Source organism: Burkholderia sp. USMB20, from assembly GCF_000949135.2.
In the GTDB taxonomy this organism is placed as follows: domain Bacteria; phylum Pseudomonadota; class Gammaproteobacteria; order Burkholderiales; family Burkholderiaceae; genus Burkholderia.
In genome coordinates, this window is record NZ_JTAN02000021.1 from 428,143 (window position 1) to 444,754 (window position 16,612).

Genomic DNA, 16,612 nt, shown 5'->3' on the forward strand with positions numbered 1-16,612 from the left:
TTTCCGCCCGAAGCGGCAACGACCGAATGGCGGCATCGGGTTGATTGCGTTCGTAGCGCGGGTCTTCCCGCGCTGCCGCAACCGGCCCGGCGACTACGTAATGCGCGGCTTTTTCACGCGCGCCCGTTCGGCACAATGGATCATTGCGCGTGGCCCGCCTGCCGCTGTGCCGGCACGTCACGCATGCCGCGGGAGAACGGACATGGTGTTGATGGCTGTGGGCGGGGGCGGACCGGTGAACGTGCCGCAGCCGCAGGATGACAACGATCCGGCACCGACGAACGGGGCCGGCAGCACCCCGCCGGCGCAGACGCCGGAACAGCAGGCCCTCGCGGCCGCCCAGGCCGAGACGCAGCGCCTGCTGCAGCTCGCGCAGGCCGAAATGGCGACACTCAAGCGCCTGCACGACCAGGGCGCGTCGCAGGCCGATCTCGACAACCAGGTGAAGAAGGCCGAAGCGGCATGGGGCTCGGTGCAGGCGGCCGTCGAGAACCAGATGCGCGTCGCGGCCGACGGCGGCGGCGACACGAACAAGGCGATCGCGGGCGTGGCCTCGGATCTGCGCAATGCGACGCCGAACGATCCGGTGCTCGGCTCGGTGCTCGACGATGCGCAAAAGGCGGTGTCGGCCGAATCGGCGCCCGAGCGGGCGACCAACGTGAAGGCGTTCCAGTTCGCGCTGGCGATGCAGAAGGACCAGGCCGCGAACGCCGACGTGAAGCAGTACGACGCGCTGCCGGGCGGAATCCGGCGCGCCGATCCCGACACCGGCGTGCAACTTCGCCAGGCGGCCGGCACGGCCGACACGAATGCCAACAACGCGTACACGGCCCTCACCACCGCGTTGCGCCACGAGTACAGCACGTCGGCCGCGACGCTGCGCCTGAACGACGCGAAGGCCGACTACGCGGCGTGGCAGAAGGAGCCGGGCGGATTGCGCCGTGCCGACGAGGCCGACGTCACGCAGGCGCTGGCGCAGGCGCAGAGCCAGTACGACAAGGTCGTGACGGGCGGCGACGACACCGCACTGACCTACGTGACGGCCGACGAGCAGAAGCAGGTCGTCGCGTCGGTGAAGCAGAATCACGACGGCATGTGGTACACCGGCCTCGTCGACGCGCTGGGCGAGGAAAGCCAGCTCAAGCGCACGATCGCGACGATCAATCCCGACGATCCGTCGCTGTCGCCGCAGATGAAGCAGCTCGCGCAATCCGATCCGGTCACGTTCGCGCTGTTGCAGGACACCGGTGTGACCGTCGATCCGAACGATCCGAAGCTGTCGCCGCAGGAGAAGGCGCTCGCGCAGCAGAATCCGCTCGCGGAAGCGTTCGTCAAGCTGACAGGCGTTCCGGTGAGCACCGACGGCAAGAGCGACGCGGACGCGAAGGCGCTGAACGCGCAGATCGACCAGGCGGGCGGCGTGTTCGCGTACGCGATGGCGCAAGCGCAGGCGGACAAGAACAATCCCGGTTACCAGAAGATCCAGACGCTGCTTGCGGCGGCGCCCGAGGTGCGGCTGCAGTACACGAAGCAGCAGGTCGCGCAGCTGATGCAGGGCCCGGGCAGCAATCCCGGCGCGGCGCTCCAGGTGCTGAAGACCAACATGGACGCGTCGTTCTCGCTCGACGAGCGCCAGACGCTGTGGACCCAGGCCGGCCAGCCGCATTTCGACGCGAAGTTCATCCATTCGCAGATCGATCCGCTGATGCAGAAGCCCGATGCGGATGCAACGGATCAGGCGAGCATGCGTGCGCGTTACGACGACACGATGAACGCCGACAAGGCCGGCAAGTGGATGCAGGACATCCTGAACAATGCGCCGCCCGAGTTCGCGGGCGTCGTGCTCGATACCGTCGAGCACGATTTCGGCAACAAGTGGATGCAGACGAACACGGGCACGCCGCAGCCGTACGGGCAAGGCACCGAGTTCTACAAGGGGCTCAGCAAGGCGGTCGGGCTGGCGGACCAGCAGCCGACCGCGAGCGGCGTGCCCGTGCGGCGCGAGGACGACGTCGCGAACTGGCTGCTTGACGACAAGGGCAACGCGAAGACGCTGATCTACACGCTGCGCGGCAGCAACACCGGCTACGGTTTCGACACGGTGCGCGAGGCGCTGTCGTCGGGTGTCGATCCGGCGCTGTCGAAGGCGCTGCTGTCGAAGATGCAGAACGACGACCGGTTCCAGGCGGGCTTCGCGAACGACTTCAAGCTGCGTTACGACCAGGGCACCAAGAGTGCGCAGAACAAGCAGAACAAGGACGCCGCCAACGCCAGCTACAAGCTGTTCCAGGCCGATCCGGACAAGCAGCTGAACGCGTATTTCGACGACTTCCAGAAGAACTTCGACGACAAGTCCTACACGTTCACCACCGGCTCCGACCAGATGACGAACTTCGTCGGCGCGGGGCTCGGAATCCAGCCGGACGATCCGGCCGCGATGCCGACCGACCGGAACGACGTGCCGTCGATGGCGATGCTCGAGCAGTTGATCGTCGGCAACGGGCAGTTGCAGAACGGTGTGGCGGTCAACAGTCGGTCGCTGTACGCGAGGAATTCGGCGGCGGCGCAGATGATCCAGACCGTCGTCGACCAGATCCGCAAGGTCGGCGGCGACCACGCGGTCGTGTCGTTGGTGCCGATCTACTACGTGTCGAAGGGGACGGGTACCGCGCCGAGCGCATTGTTCAAGGTGCAGGTCGCGAACCATCCGGACCAGTTCAAGCTGATCGACGATCGCGGCTGGAAGTACGACACCGTCGACGACTACCAGCACAACAACGCGCTGTCGGACGACGGCAAGCTGTACGTGCCGAAGAGCCTGACGAACGGCTCGGCGGCCGGCGGTTACGCGCAATACGAATCGATCGACGCACACAAGACGGAGTGGTACCAGCACGTCGAACACTATCTCGAGATCGGCACGGGGATTCTCGCCGCGGCCGGCGGTGTCGTGCTGGTCGCGAGCGGCATCGGTGCGCCGGTCGGCGGCCTGATGCTCGGCGCCGCGTGGACCGCGGTCGGCGCCGGGATGGCGGTCGGCGTGCCGGCCGCGATCGGCGACCTGAACAATCTGAGCGAGCACGGGCAGTCGATCGGCTTCGACAATGCGCAGGCGCGCGGCGACTGGATCAGCCTGATCGGCAGCGGCGCGGGCATCGCGGGCGGCGGGCTCGGCGTCGCGGCGAAGTCGCTCGCGGAGGCGTCGTCGCTGCTGCGCACGACGGGGCAGGTCTCGGACATGGTCACGCTGGCATCGCGCGGCGAGGGCGTGACGGCCGACGTGGCCGGTCTCGGCCGTTTCGCGCAGGAAGCCGATGCGTTCCAGTCGGTCGCGCAGACGACGGGCCGCACGGCCGGCGTGCTCAACGTCACGGGCGGCGCGATCGGCGGCTATCAGATGGTCGACCAGGGCGTGTCGCTCGTGAAGAACTGGGACGCGATGACCGATTCCGATCGCGCGCAGCAGTTGCTGAACCTCGGGATCGGCGTCGCGCAGATGGGCCTCGGCTCGCATACGCTGATGGAACGGCCGATTCGGGCGATCACGAAGACGCCGCCCCCCCGCGACGCAGCGGCGATCGGATCGCGTGGACGCGATGTTCGCAACGGCTGGCGAACCAGCGCCTCGCGTCGCGAGATCGGACAACCCGTGGCAGCACGCCGAGGAACAGGCGGCCACTTCGGCGAGCCGCCGCGACGGCGAGCCGGTGTCGCCGGCGGAAGCGGCTGCGTCGCCTTCCCGCTGCTGCCGCGCGCCGCACGCAGGGCAAGCCGGACGACGCGACGCGATCCTGCTCGGCTCGCGCGATGCCGAAGGGATCGACGGCGAAGCGACGCCGCCGTTTCCGCCGCGATCGCGGGCGATGATGCGACGCCGGCCGGCGCCGGCACGCCGGTAACGGCGGGACGCCCCGCGTCGTGGCCCATTCCCGCGCATGTGGCGGCCGATCCGGACGCGCTGGCCGGCGTGGTCGGGTCGATTCTCGACAGCGGCAACCGCCTCGAGGACGTCGAATACTACGTGTACGCGCTGGAGGACGGCGAAGGGAACGTGCGCAAGCCGGACGAGGACGGACTCTCCTCGACCGAACGCGGCAACCTGGGGGACGACATCCGGGCGGCGAACGCGGACGCGCGGCGCGCGGCAGCCGGAGACGATCCGGTGAAGCTCGCGGCCGCCGCCTCCAGCGAGGACGGCACGATCGGCGTCACGCGTTACGCGTCGTTCCACGACGCGATGATGGTCGCCCGCGGCGGCGTGGCGGCGGGCCGCTACCAGGTCGCGCTGGTCGACCACGGCGCGCTCGCCGCGGACGGTACGGTGCCGCCCGAAGCGGTGGTCGCCCGGGTCGGGCTCAACGACGCCGGCGACGCGCTGATGCTGTCGATGAACGACGCGTACGATCGCACGCTGCGCGTGATGTACCCGCGCGGGTTCGATCCCGCCAAGCCGCTGATCCGCAGCGAGGATGGCCGGCGCGTCGACGTGATCAACGCGCCGCCCGGCATGGACGAAACGCAATGGGGCGCGTATCCGCGCCGCGAAGCCGACCTCGCAATCTATTCGAACCATCCGGACCAGCCCGAGAACCGGCTGCCGGCGGGCGAGCGGCCATTGATGCCGGTGCCGCCCGGCTACTTCGCGGTGTACGCGCATGCGTGGTCCGAAGCGTTCGCGAGTGCGACCGGCAAGCCGATGAGCGCGGAAGACCTGGCCGAGCTGGTGCGCCAGAGCGGCTGGGACGGTAAATCGCCGGTGATCCTCTATGCATGCGGCGCGGGTACGCGGGTGAGCCCGCTCGCGCAACTGCTCGCGAACGTGCTGGGGGTGGACGTGTACGGCGCAAGCGGCTTCGTCGCGTGGCGCTCGCCGCGATATCGCAGCGACGGCAGCCCGGACTCCGGCTATACGACCGGCATCGTGGTGGAGCCCGGCGCCCCCAGTCTCGCGGGGAGGCCGGACCATTCGGTGCAGCATGCGCCGCGCACCTACCGCTTCTCGCCGGCGCTGGCGGTCATCGACCAGGGCGCGCACGCGGTCGACTGGAGCACCGTGGCGCCGCGCCCGGTGTCGAATCGCTGGGGCGGCAGCGGCGCGTCGGGCGACGCGCGCGTGCCGCTCGGCGTCTACGTCTGGCGCGTGCTGACGAATCGCGGCGGCGCGGTCATCAATCCGCGCAGCCGCCGCCCGGCGAGCGCGCTCGAGATGACCCACGCGCTGGAGGAACTGGCGTGGAAGGGCTATACGCCGGGCACGCCGATCGCGCTGGAGGGGCCGCACAGCGGCGCCGATCCCGAATTGCTGCAGGAATTCGCGGACCTGATCCAGGCGCCGGTGTTCGGCCGGCTCGGCGACGACGACGCGGCCGGCTGGCGGCGCGCGATCCCCGATCCGGGCCGCCGGCTCGCGCGCTTCCAGATCGAACCCGACGTGAACGGCAAGTTCTCGCCGGGCCGCGCGCAGCCGGTTCGCGTCAATCCGCTGGAATTGCGGCCGGTGCCGGGCTCGAATGTCGTGAACCTGCTGGGCCACGCGACCGCGCGGCAGTTCCTGAAGGTGTCGGGCTTCGACATCGCCGAATCGCATGGCACGAAGCCGCGCGACGTGCGCTGGGACAGCGCGATCGCCATCACGAAAGACGGCAACACGATGTCGCCCAGGGAATTCGCGCGCAGCCTGCTCGAGGATCCGGCCTACACGGAAGGTAACGGCGTGCTGCTGACCGGCTGCTATCTCGGCTCCGGCGGCTACCCGTTCGCGCAGGAGCTCGCGTATGAACTTCAGGTGCCCGTGATCGCGTCGATCGCGTCCAATTCGATACGCGGCACCGGCGCGCTGGAACTGCACCCGAACAGCGACGACATCGTCGTGCCGGCACACGATCCGGATGTGTCGACGCGGCTCTACCTGCATATCCCGGAGGCGCCCGACGCGAACGAACCGCCGCTGGTGTTCGCCCGGCGCGGCGAACCCGTGCAAGGCGCGGTGGCGCACGGGTACGACGGCGCGCCGGTCGAACCGGTGCGCCCGATCGACGCGCAGATCGATCCGGACGCCGACAGCGGGCGGCGCGGCAACACCGGCACGCCGGGCGATGCCGCGCGGCCGGGTGCGACGGCACATGGGCCGGCCCAGCCGCAGCCCCGCGCGCATCCGCGTCTCGCGCCGGAGCCGGACGCGGGCGAGCCGCCCGTCGACGAGCCGGTTCCGGTCGTCGACGTGGCGCCGGGGCAGATCTTCACGGCGGACGAGTGGGCCGCGCGCACCGAGCAGGCCGCCGAGGCCGAAGCCGACGACGGCCTGTCGGGGATTCCGCAGAAGACGTACCGGAACAACAGCCGCGTCTATACGGACCGCACGATCGCCAACGACGGCGTGATGACGACGACGATTCGCGGCGAGTCGGTACTGCAACCGGGCTTCGACGACGTGACCGGCGTCGACGCGACGCAGCACCCCGAATTCCTGCGTCCGGCCGACACGCTTTTGATGCCGGCCGGCGACCCGCTGCATCCGGTCGGCGCGCGCGGGCTGATGTCGCCGCCGGGCCATCACGTCGTGTTCGGACACGGCATGTCGGCCGATGCGATGCTCGGCCCGGAAGGCCGGCCGGTGACGCCGGACGAGGTGGCCGAGCGTGTCGCGCCGCAGCTCGAGGCAGGGCAGGACGTGACGCTGTATTCCTGTTTCGGCGGGTCGGACAAGCACGATCCGTTGCGCGTCGCGCCGGGCCAGGTGCGGGCCGCGAGCGGGACGTTCGCGGCCGCGCTCGCGCAGCGGCTGTCCGAACTCACCGGGCGGCCGACGTCGGTCTGGGCGCCGCAGGACATCCTGCTCGTCAAGCCGGACGGCTCGGCCACCGTGCGCGTGACGCGCCGGACCGGCGAGGTCGACAGCGACCGCCTGCCGATGCAGCGCTTCGTCGGCGACCCCGCGCGGGCGGGCCGCCCGGCACTGCCCGCCGGACCGGACGCGGAGCCGGCACCGAGCGCCGCGCATACGGCGCCGCCGCCACGGGCCGAGCGGCCGGCGCGTCCGACGGTGCCGCGCGTGCCCGATCCGACGTTCGCCGATCCCGGCTACGACTTCACGCCGATTCCGGACGGCACGTTCGAATCGGTCACGCTCGACCATCCGTTCCGCAGCGCGCTGGCCGACCGGCCGGGCGTGATCGGCGATGCCGCGCGCGTGACGCAGGCCGGCGGCACCGTGAGCCAGCACTGGCCGAGCTATTTCCTCGACGGACCCGAGCCGACCCGTGTGATCGACGACGTGATGCAGGCGTTCGACGCGGCCGGCCTGACGAACCTGCGCGTCGAATTCGTGACGGGCGACGGCAGCATCGTGCTCGGCAGCGGCACCGATTTCGGCGCGCTCGATCCCGAGGCGGGCTGGTTCCGGTTCAGCGGCACGGTGCCGGACGCCGCGGCGTCGGCAGCGCACGCGACGGGCCGCACGGCCGCCGAAACGCGGCGCGCGTTGCCGGACGGCGTGACGACGGTCGCGCACGACGATCTCGGGCAGGCGCTCGATGCGGCGCAAGCCGGGCCGCGCAATCACGCGTACGTGCCGGCCGATGCGCTGCCGGACGACGCCGCGTTCGCGCAGGGCGACCTGACGCCGGCGGAACGCGTCGCGGCCAGCGCCACCGCGCACCTGGCCGCGGTCGAGGCCGCCGCGCCGACCGACGTCGTGCTGCTGTCGGCACTCGGCCACGATCCGGCAAGTGCGCTGCGCATCACCACGCCCGACGGCGGTTCGCTGTTCAAGCCGGCCGGCGTCGACATGTACGTCGTGCGCACCCGCGACGCGGCGACGGGCGACGTGTCGTACCGGCTCGTCGGCGTCGATCGTTCCGGCTTGCCGGAAGGCTATGCGGCCGTGCATGCCGGCGGAACGCGCGCGCTCGGCGCGGTCGACGGCAACCCGACCTGGCCGAGGTTCGGCCACGCGGGGCCGGCCGGCCGTCTGGCGAGCCCGGCCGGCGACCCGGCAAGCAACAACCCGTCCGCCGCGGCGACGCCGGCCACCGTTTCCGGTCATTCAGCCGCCCCGGCCGCGCCGCAGGGGGCCGCAGCGGTCGAGGCGGCAAATCAGGCGCGCGCCGCCGACTGGCTCGACACCCTCGGCCGCCGCACGCTCAAGCGTGTCGACGGCCGGCATGCGCCCACGCTGGACGGACTCGCCCGGCAGCTCGGCCCCAACGCGCATGTGCTGGTCACCGCGCATCACACGCCGCCCGACGGCGCCGCGGCCTATACGCCGCCGGCCTTCGTCGCGGTGCTCGAGACCGACGCGAACGGCGCGCTCGGCCCGGTGCGGATGCTGAACGGCAAGCGCGTGCCGCCCGCGCTCACCAAGGCGCTGGAAAATGCCGACAGCGGCGGACGACGCGCACGCGGCAAGTTCGATTTCCATGTGTCGCCGGTCGCGCACGACGAACTGGTGGCGTTCGGCGGCCCGTCGAAGATCGAGACGCCGGACGGCAAGACGTCGTGGGACGTGACGGGCTCGGGCCATGCGATCGAGACGACGCTCGCGGGCGACGTGTCGAAGCTGCAGGACGCGCCGGTCTTCAAGCGGCCGCGCCAGGCCGTGCGTGCGGTTTCCGGCGCGCAGCGCTGGATTCACGTGGTCGACGACGAGACGGGCAAGGTGCTCGGCCATGCGGAACGCAACACGAATCACGAGTGGAAATATTTCGAAAAGGCGTCGGTCGGCGATACGGAGATTCCCGAGCAGGATCTGCGCACGGTGTTCCGGCGCCGCCGCCGCGGCGGCATTCCGGTCGGCCGGTCGCCGCGCCGCGGGATCCGCTTCGTCGTCAGCGACGTGGCGCCGGCCACCGTCGACCGCATCGGCGGGTTCCGGCCGGCGAAGGCGGCCCCGGCCGTCGAGAAGAAACCGATCCGCTCGGCCGGCGACCTGTTCCAGTCGATCGTGCCGGTGCGCCGGCCGCTGGCGCGCGCGGAGCAGGGCGACGACGCGAACGCCGCGCCGCTGGCGCCGGTCGATCCGCATCTGGTGCCGTCGGACCAGTCCGCGCTCAACGCGGTCGACTTCAGCGGCAACAGCGTGTCGCACCTGCTGACCGCGATCCGCAACGGCGCGCTGGACGGCGGCCGCCATGTGATCTACGTGTTCAGGACGGACGGCGCGGTGGCCGAAGCGCTCGGCGATCCGCTCGGCGTGATCGCCGAGCGCGACGGCGAAATGCGCTGGTTCGACAAGATCCCGCAGGTCAACAACAAGAATCATCCGGGCGTGCCGCTCGACGCCATGCCGATCGGCAACGATCGCTTCGGCACGGACGTGCATTTTCTGCTCACGCAACTGTCGCCGCGCGATTTCCTGAACAGCGCGCGGCCGACGCGCGTCGCCGCGCTCGAAGCGCGCGCGAAGGCGCTGCACGATCAATGGAAGGCGGCGGAAGCGCGCGGCCTGCACTCGGCGCCGTTCCGCGCGCTCGCGGCGCGCACGCGGCACGGCTACAACGAGGTGCTCGCGGACTTGCGGCGCCTGGGGAGCAAGGGCACCGCGCCCGAGCCGCTGTCGATCGAGCCGTACCAGCCGGGGCTGTCGTCGGCGACCTCCGTCGAGTTCAGCCTGCGCCACGGCGCGGCGAAGCCCGAGCAGTATTTCGCGACGCACCAGCAGATCGAGGCATACAACAAGCAGGCGCAGCGGCCCGGCGACGTGAACCTCGTGCTGAAGGGCGAGCCGCAGGCCGTGATGGTCGACGTCGGCATGTGGCGCACGCTGCTCAACAAGCTGTACGTCGCGCGCGACGTGTCGACGTCCGCATCGCGGTTCCTGCCGGTGCCGGGCAAGCTGCGCGCGCGGACGCGCAACCTGGGCGCGGCGACCGTCGCCGACAAGCGGATCCGGCAGATCTTCACGCGCTCGAGCGAAGCGTTGCAGGATCGCATGGTGCCGATGGCGCGCTCGTTCTCGCTGAGCGACGATCCGGCGTTGATGGGCGCGCTGGTCGAGCGGTATGGCGGCGTGATGCCGGTCGCCACGCTCGTGATCGATCCGCATTCGCTCGCGGCGGTGCTCGGCAAGGCGCACGATCCGGATTTCCTGCGCGCGGTACGCGCGCTCGGCGACCAGAAGCACGCCGTGTTCGACGGCGAGAACGGGATGATCCATCCGGCGCCGGGCTCCGACGGGAAGGCGCTCGCGCTCGACGATCTCGCGCATCTGCATCGCTGGCTCGACGAGGCCGCACGCACCGGTTTCGCGATCCGGCTCGAGACGGCGCCGTCGCGCGCGCTCGTGTCCGGCGCCGACTACCGGTTCCAGTCGGGCACCAACGACACGTATCACGATTACGTGCGTGTGATGACCGCCCTCGAACGCTGGTCGAACGCGCATCCCGACACGAAGGCGCCGAACGTGATGATCACGTTCCACGGCTGGGACGCGGTGCCGGAATCGGTGCCGGGCGGCGGACACGAGAAGCTGCTGCGCGCGGTGCTCGAGCGCAAGGGGCTCGAATGGGTGCACATGGGGCTGTCGTACGGCACCCACGGCGCGGACTTCATCGGCAACCAGGATCTCACCGGCGCGCTCGCGAAGCTGATCGTGGAGAACCGCAACCGGCCCGAGATCATCGACCGCCTGCATGGCGCCGATGCGCTCACGCGCGTGTTCGAGCGGGTCGACCGGCAGACGCTGGCGAACCAGCATCAGCTGCTGTTCGCGGAAGTCGAGCGGCTCGGCGCCGCGGACGGCATGACGCCCGCGGACATCGCCGCGCTGCGCCAGAAGCTCTACGAAGGCAACACGACCGTCTGGCTGAACCAGGCGCGCAAGGCGACGATCGAGCATGCGATGCCGCTGTGGGATGCCGACGGCAACCCGCCGCGCACCGGGACGGACGAGGGCGCACGCAGGTTCGGCGGCCGCTGGCTGGCCGACTACGGCGCCGGCGTGCCCGACCGGGTGACCACCGGCAAGCGGCCGGCCGCCGCCGACCCGCTCGACCACTGGCGCGCGGTCGTGCACGATCCGGCGCTGATCAACGACGGCACCAAGCCGATCGGCACGAGCCGCTGGGAAGCGGCGCAGCTCGCGAAGGTCGACATTCCCGACGCGAAGCGCGCGCAGGCGGAACTGCATGCGCTGCGGGTGCACGACGAACCGATCGGCGAGAACACGCCGCCGCCGTCGTCCAGGCGAATCGCCGGCGACATCGCGGCGGCCACCGTGACCGGCGGCGCCGGCGCGGGCGTGCTCGTCGCGGTCGGCCGGGAGTCGGTGCGCACCGCGACGAACTCGCTGTATGCGGGCCTGCGGGTCGGGCGCGTGTTCCAGGCGCTGCATCACGGCGCGGTCGCCAGCCTGAAGAACGGCGATCCGCGCGTGTTCGATCGCGTCGTCGACCGGCTCGTGCGCGGGCTGCAGGCACAACTGAAGGCGAACGGCTTCGACGTGGACGCGCGCGGCGCGCAGCTGGAGCAGATCGCGCACGAAGGCAAGGCGATGGCCGCTCAGCTGCGCGCGCTGAACGACGACGGGATGCTGTCGTTCGACGATACCGTCGCGCATACGAAGGCGATCGCCGCCGACATGCTCGCGCAGATGCAGGGCGTGGTCGGCGGGACGTCGCTGAAACTGCTGCATCACGGCAGCCCGCGCCATTCGGTCGGCCGCGTCGGTCGCGTGCTGGCGCTCGGCGGCTACGGCGGCTCGATCACGATGAATGCGTTCAGGGCGATCACGCACGGCGACCTGCTGGCCGGCGGACAGGCGATCGGCGGCGCGTTCAGCGCCGTCTATACCGGCATCGTTTACAAGGGCAGCCTGCGCGGCGTGAATGCCGAGAACCGCAGCCAGCTGGCGCGGATCGCGAGCGCGACCGGTGACTACCTGACCTCGGCGGTCGGCATCGCAACTGGCGTGCATACCGCGCTGACCGTGGATCCGGTGACCGGCACGCTGACCGCGATGTCCGGCGCGCTGCTCGGCGCCGGGCGGCTGCATTCGCATTTCCCGAACGCGACGCCGTGGATGGAGCGCTTGCCGACCGGCATCGCGCTGGCGCCCGTGGCGATCTTCGGGATCATGCAGGGGATCAGCCTGTACACGTCGGCAACCGCGTCGGACGATCAGCACAAGGCGCCGGGTTCGTCGCCGAAACCGTCGGGTTCGAGTGCCGGGGCGCCGACGCCGGGCGCGTCGTTTGCGCCGTCGCCCGGCACGACGAGCGCACCGGTGCAGCCGAATGCGTCTGCAACGCCGTCGGGATCGGCGACGGCATCGGCGTCGGCGAGCGCGCAGCCGTCGGGTACGTCATCGCAACCGGCGCAGCCTTCGACGGGTGCACCGAGCCCCGCGCCCACGCCGCTGACGGTGACCGTGGCGGCCGGCGATTCGTTGTGGACGATCGCGCAAAGTCACGAAGGATCGTTGCTTGCCGCGGTACACGTGCCGGCCGACGAGCAGCAGCGGATGTCGGACGGTCAGCGGATCGACGTCGCGCTCAACGAGATCCTGCAACTGAACCGGAACCTGGCGAGCAAGCCGGGCGAGATCGATCCGGGGCAGCAGGTCGTGGTCGGGTGACGGGGGCGGCGCGCGGAACGTGTGCGGGGCGGATGCAAGCGACGCGTCGCGCTTGACGACGAGCGACGGGCGGGCGCGCCATGACGCGCATGCATGCGTCGTCGTCGCCGGCCCGTGCGTCAGCGCAGCATTGCCTCCGCGCCGACATCGTCGGACCGCGGCAGCACGGTCAGGCCGTCGCGCAGCGCATACGCGATCACTTCGGCGACGTTGTGCAGCGCCAGTTTCGACATCAGGTTCTGTCGATGCTTGCGTACCGTGAGCACGCTGAGATTCAGCCTGATGGCGATGTCCTTGCTCGAGTGTCCGTTGGCGATCAGCACGAGGATTTCCTTCTCCCGGGCCGTCACCGGCGGCACGGCGGCGGCGCCGGTGTGCTCGAGGACATGGGCGAGCGAGTCGCTGACGTAGCGGATGCCCGACAGCACCAGCGCGACGGCACGCAGCAGCTCGTCGCCGTCTTCGTGCTTGAGCATGTAGCCGTCGACGCCGATCGCCATGGCCGCCCGGACCGTGGCCGGGTTCTGATTGCCCGTGACGACCAGGATCCTGGTCTGCGGCGATTGCGCCTTGACTTGCTTCGCCAGTTCGATGCCGGGGAAGCCGGGTAGGTCGAGATCGAGCAACAGCAAATCGGCCTGCGTATCGCACACCAGCCGACCGACCATCCGGCCGTCGCCGGTCTCCCCCACGACGGTCCAGTTCGCTCGCGTCTTCAGCAGCAACTTCAGCCCGTCGCGAATGATGGCGTGATCTTCGGCAAGCACGATTTTTTTCATTTTTCTTTCGCCTTCTCCCGGGGCACCCGGAAGCTCGTTCCTTTGCGACAATACGATGCAACCCCGTTGCGACGTGTCATGCGGCGGGCGAGATCGACGCCCGCTCCGTTCAACGCCGGATCCGCTACGCGATTTTGAAATGGCAAACAGGATAGCGCAAGAATACCGTGCCGACGTGCAGCTGGAACTGGTCAATACGCTGTACCGACAGTCTCCGCCGATCCTGTTCGGCAACATCGCCGTCGTCAGCCTGACCACCTTTCTGTTGTGGCACGAGGTGTCGCGGCATGCGCTGCTCGCGTGGGCCGCGGCGATCTGCGTGCTGACCGCAATCCGTACCGTCATGGTCTGGCGGGATCGCCGCGCGGGCGAACATCCTGCCGGGACGGCCACGCGCCGCGCGCGGAAATACATGGTGTTCGCGGGCGTGTCCGGCTGCCTGTGGGGCGCCATGGGCGTGCTGTTCTTTTCGCCGGACAACACGATCGTGACCGCGCTGATCTGCATCGTGCTGGCCGGCATGACCGGCGGCTCGGTGGCGTCGCTCTCGTCGTGGTGGCCGACCTACGTGGCTTATGCGTTGCCGACGGTGCTGCCGTTCGCGATCCGCTCGTTCGCGTACGGCAGCGCGCTGTTTTCGGTGCTGGGCTTCCTGTCGCTGTTCCTGCTCGCGGTCAATCTCGCCTTCAGCCGGACGCTGCAGCGTACCGTGCGCGATGCCGTGTCGCTGCGCTTCGAGAACGTCGACCTGATCCGGCAACTGACGCAGGAGAAGGAGCGCGCCGAACTCGCCAATCGAAGCAAATCGCAATTCCTGGCCGCCGCCAGCCACGACCTGCGTCAGCCGACGCATGCGCTCGGCCTCTACATCGCGACGCTGCGGGCGATGGCGCGCGCGCCGAGTGTCGACGGAACCGCGCTCGACGACATCGCCGAACGGCTCCGCACCGCGTTGAAAGGCATGTCGCAATTGCTGAACGTGTTGCTGGACATATCCCGGCTCGACGCGGGCGTGATCGATGTCGAGCCGCGCCGCTTCGCGCTGCAGCAGGCGCTCGACGCGCTGGACAGCCAGTTTCGTCAGGCCGCGCTGGCCAAGGGGTTGACGCTCAGGATCCGGCCGACCGCGATCTGGCTGGAAACCGATGCGGTGCTGCTGCACACGATCCTGTCGAACCTGCTGTCGAATGCCGTGCGCTATACGCAGCGCGGCGGCATCCTGCTGGCCTGCCGGCGTCGCGGCACCGACGTCGAGATCCAGGTCTTCGATACCGGCATCGGCATCGCGGGCGATCAACTGCCGCACATCTTTCGGGAGTTCTACCAGATCGGCAACGCGGCGCGGGACCGCGAGCAGGGGCTGGGCCTCGGGCTCGCCATCGTGCAGCGCACGGCGGCGCTGATCAATGCGAGCGTGCAGGTGCGTTCGACCGCGGGCCGCGGCTCGCTGTTCTCGGTGCGGCTGGCCATGGCCGACCATGCCCCGTCGCGCGCCACCGGCGCGCACCCGCCGGGCGAGCGTGCGGACCCCGGGCGCAGGCAGGCGCGCAAGACCATCCTCGTCGTCGACGACGATCGCGACGTGCTGGCCGGCATGCAGACGCTGCTTCAGACCTGGGGGCATACCGTGATCGCCGCGCCATCGCTGGAGCGTGCGATCGAGCTTGCCGCGCCGCGGAGCGCCGAACTGGACATGATCGTGACGGACTTCAGGCTGGCGGGGCACGTGACCGGCGCCGATGTCGTCCACCGGGTGTTCCGCGTCATCGAACGCGAGATTCCGGCCATCATCATTACCGGCGATACGTCGCCCGAGGGCATCCATGCCGCTTCGTCGAGCGGCTTCAGCGTGATGCACAAGCCGCTCGACCCGCAGGAAATGCAGACCTTGATCGACGCGTCGGCGTGACGGCGCTGCGATTTCATCGCACCGCGCCCGCTCGGCACCCGCACGCGAATGCGACGCGTTCGCGACGGCGGCCGGCGCGGCCGGTGCAGCGGCGACGGCACTACTGCATCTGCGGTATTTCCCAAACGAAACGGGTGCAGTACCTTCGCACCTGCTGGCAATCGTAAAAGAACAGTCGCGCGGGGTAGCGAAGAAGGCAGGACAGCCGGGGAGACCAACCCACGGTTCGGGCCGCACGTCCGATCGAATCGGCACGGCGCCGGCACGGCCTGATGCCGCGGAACAGGATCGGTCGCAGTGCGGCCGACCCTGTTCCAGGCGTCGTCCTTTCTGAAAGCAACGCGACAGGGTGCCGTGCCTGCACCCTGAATCGCGCTCGCCTTGCGCATGAGCCGACCGGCCTCTCGCGGTCGAATCCTTGAACGGTCATGGCGCGGCCTCGCCGCCCGCCTGCCTGGAGCGCAACGGTGATGGACAATCTGCCCAATATCATGGTGGCCGCGTTCCCGGCCTTCGCGGTGCTGATCGCCGTGGAAATCGCACTCGCGGCGGTGCTCGGCCGGTCGCTGTACCGGACCCGCGACACGCTGGCGAACCTCGCGCTCGCGGCCGGCGCATTCGTCGCCAGCGCGCTGACCGGCGGGCTGGTGCTCGCGGTGCTGAGCTGGGTGTACGCGCACCGGCTCTTCACGATCCCGACAAACGTCTGGTGGGCGTGGGTGATGTGCTTCTTCGCCGACGATTTCAGCTACTACTGGTTCCACCGCCTGAGTCACGAGGTGCGCTGGTTCTGGGCGTCGCATTCGGTCCACCATTCGTCGGAACAATACAACCTGTCGGTATCGCTGCGCCAGACGTGGACGGGCACGATCACCGGATCGTTCCTGTTCTGGGCGTGGATGCCGTGGGTCGGGTTCCATCCGAAGATGATCCTGTTCATGCAGTCGGTGAGCCTGATCTACCAGTTCTGGATCCACACCGAAGCGATCGGCAAGATGCCGCGCTGGTTCGAGGCGCTGCTGAACACGCCGTCGCAGCATCGCGTCCATCACGGCAGCGATTTCGACTATCTCGATACCAACTATGCCGGCACCACGATGATCTGGGATCGGCTGTTCCGCTCGTACACGCCCGAGCGATTCACGCCGCACTACGGGCTGACGTCGAGCATCGGCACCGACAATCCGTTCAGGATCGCGTTCTACGAGTGGCGCAATATCGCGCGCGACCTCGCGAAGGCGGACAGCCTGCACACCGCGATCCAGTATCTGATCCGGCCGCCCGGCTGGAGTCCCGACGGCAGTTCCCTGACGACGCGCGATGCGCGGCGTGCCGCACAGCAGGTTTCCTGAG

At 69.7% G+C, this 16,612-nt stretch carries 4 protein-coding genes; 3 read left to right on the top strand and 1 reads right to left on the bottom strand.

Translation table 11 applies throughout. The annotated features are described in order from the left end of the window. Nucleotides 1-202 precede the first annotated feature (202 nt). A complete protein-coding gene (locus PL79_RS32295) occupies nt 203-12,571 on the top strand; it encodes an LWXIA domain-containing protein (RefSeq protein WP_235879366.1) in 12,369 nt (4,122 codons plus the stop codon). A gap of 119 nt (nt 12,572-12,690) precedes the next feature. Here PL79_RS32295 and PL79_RS32300 read toward each other — a convergent pair whose 3' ends face one another. Further along, nucleotides 12,691-13,350, bottom strand: a complete 660-nt coding sequence (locus PL79_RS32300; protein ID WP_044844567.1) for a response regulator — start codon at nt 13,348-13,350, stop codon at nt 12,691-12,693. A gap of 139 nt (nt 13,351-13,489) precedes the next feature. Here PL79_RS32300 and PL79_RS32305 point away from each other — a divergent pair, with 139 nt between their 5' ends. Both PL79_RS32305 and PL79_RS32310 read left to right on the top strand, forming a co-directional pair. After that, on the top strand, nt 13,490-15,259 hold the full coding sequence (locus PL79_RS32305; protein WP_044844566.1) for a hybrid sensor histidine kinase/response regulator: 1,770 nt from the start codon (nt 13,490-13,492) through the stop codon (nt 15,257-15,259). A 470-nt stretch (nt 15,260-15,729) separates the two neighbouring features. Next, a complete protein-coding gene (locus PL79_RS32310) occupies nt 15,730-16,611 on the top strand; it encodes a sterol desaturase family protein (RefSeq protein WP_044844565.1) in 882 nt (293 codons plus the stop codon). Nucleotide 16,612 lies beyond the last annotated feature (1 nt).

Excerpts from the sequence above, each read along its gene's own strand:
- PL79_RS32295 (WP_235879366.1), top strand. The coding sequence starts at position 203 with ATGGTGTTGATGGCTGTGGGCGGGGGCGGACCGGTGAACGTGCCGCAG.
- PL79_RS32300 (WP_044844567.1), bottom strand. The coding sequence starts at position 13,350 with ATGAAAAAAATCGTGCTTGCCGAAGATCACGCCATCATTCGCGACGGG.
- PL79_RS32305 (WP_044844566.1), top strand. The coding sequence starts at position 13,490 with ATGGCAAACAGGATAGCGCAAGAATACCGTGCCGACGTGCAGCTGGAA.
- PL79_RS32310 (WP_044844565.1), top strand. The coding sequence starts at position 15,730 with ATGGACAATCTGCCCAATATCATGGTGGCCGCGTTCCCGGCCTTCGCG.